Here is a 7,390-nt window from a genome sequence, read left to right on the forward strand (position 1 = left end):
CGGGTCGTAGACGCGGACGGCCGCCCCCATGTCCTGCAGTGCCGTGATCAGCGGAATGGATGGCGCATCGCGCATGTCGTCGGTGTTCGGCTTGAATGTGACGCCGAGCACCGCAATGGATTTGCCTCGAATATTGCCACCGAACGCACCGGCGACCTTGCGTGCCATCGCACGCTTGCGCTGTTCGTTCACCGCAACGACCGTCTCGATGATGCGCAATGGCGCTTCATTGTCTTGCCCGGTCTTGATCAGCGCCAAGGTATCCTTGGGAAAGCACGATCCGCCGAAACCCGGGCCGGCGTGGAGAAACTTCGGACCGATCCGGTTGTCGAGACCAATGCCGCGTGCCACGTCCTGCACGTTGGCCCCCACCTTCTCGGCAAGGTCGGCGATCTCATTGATGAAGGCGACCTTGGTCGCGAGAAAGGAATTTGCCGCGTATTTAGTCAGCTCGGCCGTACGTCGATCCGTAAACATGATCGGCGATTTGTTGATGTGGAGAGGCCGATAGACTTCGGCCATGACGCTGCGTGCACGTGGATCGTTGGTCCCGACCACGATTCGATCGGGATGCTTGAAATCACGGATCGCGGCTCCTTCGCGCAGGAATTCCGGGTTCGACACCACAGCGACATTCTTGTCGGGATTCTCATGACGAATGATCTGCTCCACCTCGTCGCCGGTCCCGACCGGCACGGTCGACTTTGTCACCACGATCGTGGATTCCTTGAGATGGGCCGCGATCTCCCGAGTGGCGGCGTAGACATAGGAAAGATCCGCATGGCCGTCGCCGCGGCGTGACGGCGTGCCGACCGCGATGAAAACGACTTCCGCACTCTCGACCGCCGATTTCATGTCAGTGACGAAGTGTAGCCGGCCCTGCTGGATGTTTGCCGCCACGAGCTCCGCCAGTCCGGGCTCATGGATCGGAATCTTTCCGAGGTTGAGGGCCGCGATCTTTTTCGCGTCATTGTCGACGCAAATGACGTGGTGTCCGAAGTCGGCGAAACACGCGCCCGATACCAGACCGACATAGCCGGCGCCTACGATGGCAATGTGCATTGATATCCTGTCTGATTCTGGTCGGCGTCACCTCGACACCCATTTCATTTCATCGATCCGGCGGACCGCAGGGCTAGCTCGCCAGCATGGATTCGCCATCGAGATGTCGCGGAAAAAAGAAGAAATTATTGACGTAGGATCGTCCGGACTTTCGCCCACCATTCGGCAACAGCGCCGCGACGTCCTGCAACGATTCGGGCCGGAACTGATCGACAGGAATCACCTGCTCATCCTTCAGATAGAATCCCCGATAGGATCTCTTCTGGAAGAATTCGAACACCGATCGTGTCGCCTCCACGCGGTGTCGATCCTCGGCTTCGACCAGAAAGACCGGCTGACAGCGTTCGATCAGGCCGGTGGCGCCCTGCAAAACATTGAGTTCGTGACCTTCCACATCGATTTTCACGAACGCGATGTCACCGGTGACGACGGCATCGAGGCGCGCGGTCTGCACATTAAGAGACGCGATCGATGCCCCCGATTCGCATGCCTGCCGCTCAAGGGATGCAAGGCCATGCACCAACCCCGATTCACCCTGGGGGATGAACAGCTCGCCTTCCCCGTTCTGGTCCGACAGCGCAACCTCGTGAATGGTCACATTAGGCGCCGACGTTTGGCGCAGAAAGTCGGCCATGTCGCGAGATGGTTCAAAAGCGTAGACCTGCTTCGACAGCCGCGCCAGCAGCTGCGTGTAAAGCCCGAGATTGGCGCCGACATCAACCGTGAGTGCCCCCCGAGGCACGATCTTTCCGAGGTAGCGCAACTCCCGTTCGGCCGATTTTGGCCGCCGAGAAAAATGCCATTTCAGCCAGATCGACGGAAATTTCTGTTTTACGAATGCTTTCGCATGCTGTCTGGTGTTCATCCTGGATGCCTGTTTCATGTTGAAAGAGCGCAACAATTTTCGCGCGTGCGCCCGGCGGTGCCGCTTGCCGTCGTCCGACTTCGGCTTCCGGACTATCTTGGCGAGAGGTCGTCAGAACCCGCTGCCGGATAGAAATTCGCGGCGAATGGTGCGCACGATGATGATGATGTCCATGCGCAGGGACCATTGTTCGATATAGTCGAGATCGTAGTCGATCCGCGCGATCGCTTTGGCGGGCTCGACTGTGCTGCCGCGACAGCCGCTGACTTGCGCGAGACCGGTAATTCCTGGGCGCGCGGTGTGCCGTTGAAAGTAATACGGCACGAGTTCTTCATATGGCACGTCCGCCGCAAGCATCCCGGGGACGTGCGGGCGCGGTCCCACCAGTGACATATCGCCCTTGATGACGTTGATGAGCTGGGGAATCTCATCGAGGCTGGTCATGCGCAGGATTCGCCCAACCGCCGTAATTCTTGAATCGCCCTGCACGGTCTGCTTGATTCCAGCCGCATCACCGGCATCGCTTCGCATCGAGCGGAACTTGTAGATCTTGAAGGATCGGTTTCGATACCCGTAGCGATATTGATGGAACAAAACGGGCCCCGGCGAGGTCACCTTGATAGCGATCGCGACGGCAATCCACAGTGGCGCGAAGAACAGCAGCGCCGCGCCAGCCGCGGCTGTGTCGAACACCCGTTTCCCGATTGATGTCGAAGGCTCCGCACGGGTCGGCGCCGGATGACGCCGGACACGGCCACGGATGTAGCCGGTATATTCGAAAGGACGGGCCGATATCGCGGGTCGCTTCTGCCAGCGCGATGAAGCGCCGTTGTGATCGAACTTTGCCAGCGTTAACGTCGGGACCATTGCGCTCGCCTTCTTGTTTAGCTCGGGGATACTTAGAGCTACGGCACATATCCATGCCGACAGGTAGCCATTCACTTGCTGGATGGCCGTGCATTCTCGCAGAGCAGGATTTGCCGATCGCAATCAGCCTCCGGCGCCGATCTCATCTCACCGAACCTTGCTCAACTTGATGAGCGAAATGCGGCGGTGCGGCGATATTAGTCGCGCACCGGCTTGCGTTGCTCACCCACTCTTCGGTGCAATGCGGAATTGGATGTGCGGAATGAGCGGGTTAGAGCGCTGGATTCAAAATCGCACCGCGCCTGACGTGATGCAGCCATGCACAATCACCACGACGTAAGATGCGGTTTCATATCGGGTGTAATCGGCGCAGGAGGATGCGCTAACGCAAATTAGGCGAGCTTTCGCGCGAGTCCATTCACGAAAAAATAAGCGATACGCGGCATTATGCTAAATGATTCAGACCTCTAGCCCTCGGCTGTTCAATGCTGGCCAAGCTTCAACCACGGCTTTCGACGCGGCATACTGATTCGCAAGCGACGGACCGCCTGCTACCCTCAACGAAAATTGACCACCTGCCGTCAAAATTCGAATTGGAGGGACAGTGCGCGGAACTCGCGCTGTCGCGGCGAAAACTGCGAAACATGATCATCCTGGTGAATGCTGTGTTTTGGGTCGTCATTATCGTAGGTGTCCGGATGCTACTTTCCTGACACGACGGAATAGGCTTTGCGTCACGCCTGCATCTCAATGATGCGGAACCAATTTGGCGCGGGGCAATTGACCATCGTGCCAATCGCGTCGACGCTTTATTCCATGCCACAACGACGCGTACCTTCGCTCCCGGCGGATACGCGCATCTATGCCGTCGGCGATATTCACGGACGCGCTGATCTACTCGCCGACATCAATGCGCGAATCGATGACGATCTGTTGCGCCGACCCATCCGATACTCCGCCGAGGTCTATCTCGGCGATTACATCGACCGTGGGCCCGATTCATCGCGCGTTATCAGCCTGCTTGCCACCCGATTGGTTCGCAATCGCGCGGTTTGCCTGCGCGGAAATCACGAGGCTATGCTAGAAGCATTCTTGGCGGAGCCTGCCGCTCTGGCGGATTGGCTTCCACTTGGCGCCCGGCAAACGCTGGCATCTTACGTGATTACCAACACCACAGACTGCACGCCGCGGGACTTGCTCCGCCAGCTGCACGAGCGTCTTCCGCGCACGCACCAACTCTTTCTGCAATGCCTCAGCGATAGCTATTGTTGTGGAGACTTCTTTTTTGTTCACGCAGGTATCCGACCCGGCGTGTCGCTCGAACTGCAGAAAGTCCACGACATGATGTGGATTCGCGAAGAGTTCCTCGACTCGACGCAAGCATTTGAAAGATACATCGTGCACGGCCATACGCCTGTTCCGCATCCCGACATTCGCAATAACCGCATCAATATCGATACAGGAGCGTGGCGATCAGGCGTGCTGACGTGCATTGCGATCGAAGGCAGTGAGATTGTCGTGCTGTGAGCACGAGCGGTCAGCGACGCCTGCGCGGCACATGGTTTTGCCTTTTTTGCGTGACTAGCCTTCATCACATCAATGACCATCACGGTCCATAACCACGCAGGATGTCGTCATGTCGTGTAAATCATTCAGCGTCGCTGGCCTTTGTATGTGCCTCACAATTTCTATCGGCATAAATTCGACCATAGCGGCAGCGCAGAATCCGCCGACCTCGCAGGCAGCAGCGGGAAGCTATACGCTTGCGCCCACCGACCGAATTCGCCTGAAAGTCTACGGCGAGGCCGACATCAGCGGCGAATACGAAATTGACAGCCAGGGATTTGCATCGATCCCGCTGGCCGGTCGAATTCGCGCAGCAGGCCTGACCACCGGTCAACTGGAACGCGCGATTGCGGCGGCCCTTGCCAAGGGAATTGTTCGAGACCCGCGCGTCAATATCGAGATCGCTCTATATCGCCCCTATTATATTCTCGGCGAAGTAAAGAAGAGCGGCGAATATCCGTATCGAGTTGGCATGACTATCCTTGATGCGGTCGCCAGCGCCGGCGGTTTTAGCTACCGCGCCAACGAAAACAAGGTGTTCCTGCGTCGATCCGGTGGAGCTACCGAAGAGGCCTACCCGCTCGACGCGCCGGTGCGCGTGTTCCCTGGCGACAACATTCGAATTCCGGAACGTTACTTCTAGAGGCTCATACCCACAGCCAACATTTAGCTCAGGTTCCACCAACTTCAGGTCAGCCGCCTTAGTCTGGTATCTTTACGATGTGTATGTTGTTGCAGCGCGGAAGTGCAACTCGGTTTAACGTCTGCCACCTACGCAGTTACGTTTATCAATCACGTCAATTCCATTACTCCGTTGAGAGTCGACATTAGCGCAGGCTGGCGATCTTGCTGGTGGCGCCGTGATGTTTGGAAGCCGATCAGACCGTCAACATTGATCGACTTCTCACAGGGACAACTGGATGAATCGTGCGTTGCCATGCCCCAACGCTTCCGGTGATCGCGAGAGCGCTGCTATTCCGACAGCGCCACGCCGAAGCAGATTCCGAATTGCAACCGGATCGACATTCGTCATCCTAGCGCTTGCTACACCGGTTAATGCTCAGGTAATTCCATCCACTTTTGAAATTGTTACCGCACCCTGGAATGCCCAGAAGGTATTCGAGCCATCCGGGCTGCAGAATCTGAACCCGCCAGACGCCAGGGATGAAATCGCACCGGAAGACATGCCGGTAAAGCAACGACAACAGCCCGGCTATGAGCCGGTCGGCATTCGCTACGGTTCGTGGATGTTCAACCCGCAGCTGATGTCTGGCACCTTCTACGATAGCAACGTGTTTTCGTCGAACAGCGACAAGCGCGCCGACATTGCCGCTGTGGTCGCCCCGGCCCTACGGGCGCATACGCTGTGGGAACGACACGGCATCGACATCAAGCTGGACACCGCCTCGACGATCTACCGTGGCAATTCCAGTCTCGACCAGACGGATGCAAGCCTCAAGGGCAACGCCTGGTACGACGTCTCGCATGATCTTGCTGTCCTGACCAAGTTCCAGATTGCGCATCTGAACGAGGGCGTCGGCACGCTGAGTTCGCCCGCCAATGCAATCTCGCCAACGCCCTACAATCTATTCTCTGGCGACGTCAGCGTTCGAAAGGAGTTCAACCGGCTGGCAGCCTCGATTGGAATCAGCGTCGATTCCTACGACTACGGCCAGACCCGGGCTCAGGACGGAACGATCATCAATCAGGATGGCCGTGATGGCCAAGTCTACGCCCTGCATGGACGGATTGACTATGCATTCTCGCCGATCCTTGGCTGGTTCGCCGGCGTCGAAGGCAACCAGCGAAAAATTAGGGGCACCGAGGCGCAATCGCTGGATTCGCAGGGCTATCGCGCACTCTCCGGTGTCACGATCGGACTGACAAATCTGCTGAGCGGTGAAATTGGCGCCGGCTATGCCCGACAACAATTCAGCGACGCCACCATTGGCGTGATTGAAGGGCCGTCTTATCGCGCCCAGCTGACGTGGCGACCAACCAGACTGCTCGATCTTCACTTCAGGGCTGAGCAGATCGTGACCGAAACCTCAGCCACCAGTTCGAATGGCGTACAGGCGAACGCCATCCAGCTCGGTGCAGATTATGAGCTGCGCCGGAACGTCATTCTGTCGCTTGCAGGCACCTACGAAAACGACCGGTTTTTCGGGCAGGTCCGCAACGACACCGTCATCACCTCCGATGCGCGCGTCAAATATCTGATGAACCGGTTCGCCACGATGTCCGTTTACCATCGGTACACCGACCGCAACAGCGATGTTTCAGCCTTCAGCTATGACAAACATCAGGTGGGGATCAATGTTACAGCGCAGTTCTGACTATTCAAATCGGGCGTCCGACGAAGCCGTTGTGATCGATCCAGCTCAGACGCAAATGGTCGACCTGCGGGAAATGGCCCGTATCCTGCGTCGTCGCTGGATGGCGGTTGCGGCACCACCCCTAATTCTGATGACGCTGGCCATGGCCTATCTGATGAGCGTCGACACGCTCTACACCGCAACGTCCACCGTGCTGGTCGACCCGCGGCGCGCCAATGTTGTCGAGACCAATCAGGCGGTGCTGTCGAATTTCGGGACTGATGACGCCACGATCGAGAGCCAGACATTGCTGATCCAGTCGGTCTCGATTCTGCAGCGGGTCGTCGACAAGCTCAAATTGACCGAGGATGCCGAATTCACGCCGCATCCGGGCCTGCTCGACCCGATCAAGCGCCTATTCAGCAGAAGCACGCCCGCGGTCGACACGAACGCGGCGGATACGGCGCGGTCACGATCCGTAGAAGTCCTGCAGCGTCGCATGAAGGTCACCCGGCAGGGCACAACGTTCCTCGTTGATATCAATGTCAGCTCTGAGGAGCCGCGGAAGTCCGCGGCGATCGCCAATGCCATTGCTGAAGGCTACTTCGAGGAGCAGGTCCGCGCCAAATATGACGCGACCCGGATCGCGGCAAACTGGCTCAGCAGCCAGATCGACTCGCTGAAATCGCGCGTCGGGGCCTCTGAGCAGGCCGTC

At 57.9% G+C, this 7,390-nt stretch carries 7 protein-coding genes; 4 read left to right on the forward strand and 3 right to left on the reverse strand.

Features of this window, described 5'->3' with window-relative positions; all coding sequences use genetic code 11:
• The 3 genes from Q0S16_RS18355 to Q0S16_RS18365 form a co-directional block, all read right to left on the reverse strand.
• On the reverse strand, positions 1-1,062 hold a 1,062-nt coding region (locus Q0S16_RS18355; RefSeq protein WP_295851105.1), incomplete at its 3' end, for a UDP-glucose/GDP-mannose dehydrogenase family protein.
• A gap of 73 nt (positions 1,063-1,135) precedes the next feature.
• Positions 1,136-1,945, reverse strand: coding sequence for an FkbM family methyltransferase (locus Q0S16_RS18360; RefSeq protein WP_295851108.1), 810 nt, complete (start codon positions 1,943-1,945; stop codon positions 1,136-1,138).
• A gap of 93 nt (positions 1,946-2,038) precedes the next feature.
• A complete protein-coding gene (locus Q0S16_RS18365) occupies positions 2,039-2,794 on the reverse strand; it encodes a sugar transferase (RefSeq protein ID WP_295851111.1) in 756 nt (251 codons plus the stop codon).
• Positions 2,795-3,583: 789 nt separating this feature from the next.
• Here Q0S16_RS18365 and Q0S16_RS18370 point away from each other — a divergent pair.
• The 4 genes from Q0S16_RS18370 to Q0S16_RS18385 form a co-directional block, all read left to right on the forward strand.
• On the forward strand, positions 3,584-4,321 hold the full coding sequence (locus Q0S16_RS18370; protein WP_295851122.1) for a metallophosphoesterase family protein: 738 nt from the start codon (positions 3,584-3,586) through the stop codon (positions 4,319-4,321).
• Positions 4,322-4,430: 109 nt separating this feature from the next.
• A complete protein-coding gene (locus Q0S16_RS18375; protein ID WP_295851114.1) occupies positions 4,431-5,003 on the forward strand; it encodes a polysaccharide biosynthesis/export family protein in 573 nt (190 codons plus the stop codon).
• A gap of 277 nt (positions 5,004-5,280) precedes the next feature.
• A complete protein-coding gene (locus Q0S16_RS18380; protein WP_295851116.1) occupies positions 5,281-6,696 on the forward strand; it encodes an outer membrane beta-barrel protein in 1,416 nt (471 codons plus the stop codon).
• Positions 6,697-6,727: 31 nt separating this feature from the next.
• A partial coding sequence (locus tag Q0S16_RS18385) for a Wzz/FepE/Etk N-terminal domain-containing protein (RefSeq protein WP_295851120.1) occupies positions 6,728-7,390 on the forward strand: 663 nt, incomplete at its 3' end.

Origin of the sequence: Tardiphaga sp. (assembly GCF_025356345.1) — a bacterium.
Classification (GTDB): Bacteria; Pseudomonadota; Alphaproteobacteria; order Rhizobiales; family Xanthobacteraceae; genus Tardiphaga.

Excerpts from the sequence above, each read along its gene's own strand:
- Q0S16_RS18360 (WP_295851108.1), bottom strand. The coding sequence starts at position 1,945 with ATGAAACAGGCATCCAGGATGAACACCAGACAGCATGCGAAAGCATTC.
- Q0S16_RS18365 (WP_295851111.1), bottom strand. The coding sequence starts at position 2,794 with ATGGTCCCGACGTTAACGCTGGCAAAGTTCGATCACAACGGCGCTTCA.
- Q0S16_RS18375 (WP_295851114.1), top strand. The coding sequence starts at position 4,431 with ATGTCGTGTAAATCATTCAGCGTCGCTGGCCTTTGTATGTGCCTCACA.
- Q0S16_RS18380 (WP_295851116.1), top strand. The coding sequence starts at position 5,281 with ATGAATCGTGCGTTGCCATGCCCCAACGCTTCCGGTGATCGCGAGAGC.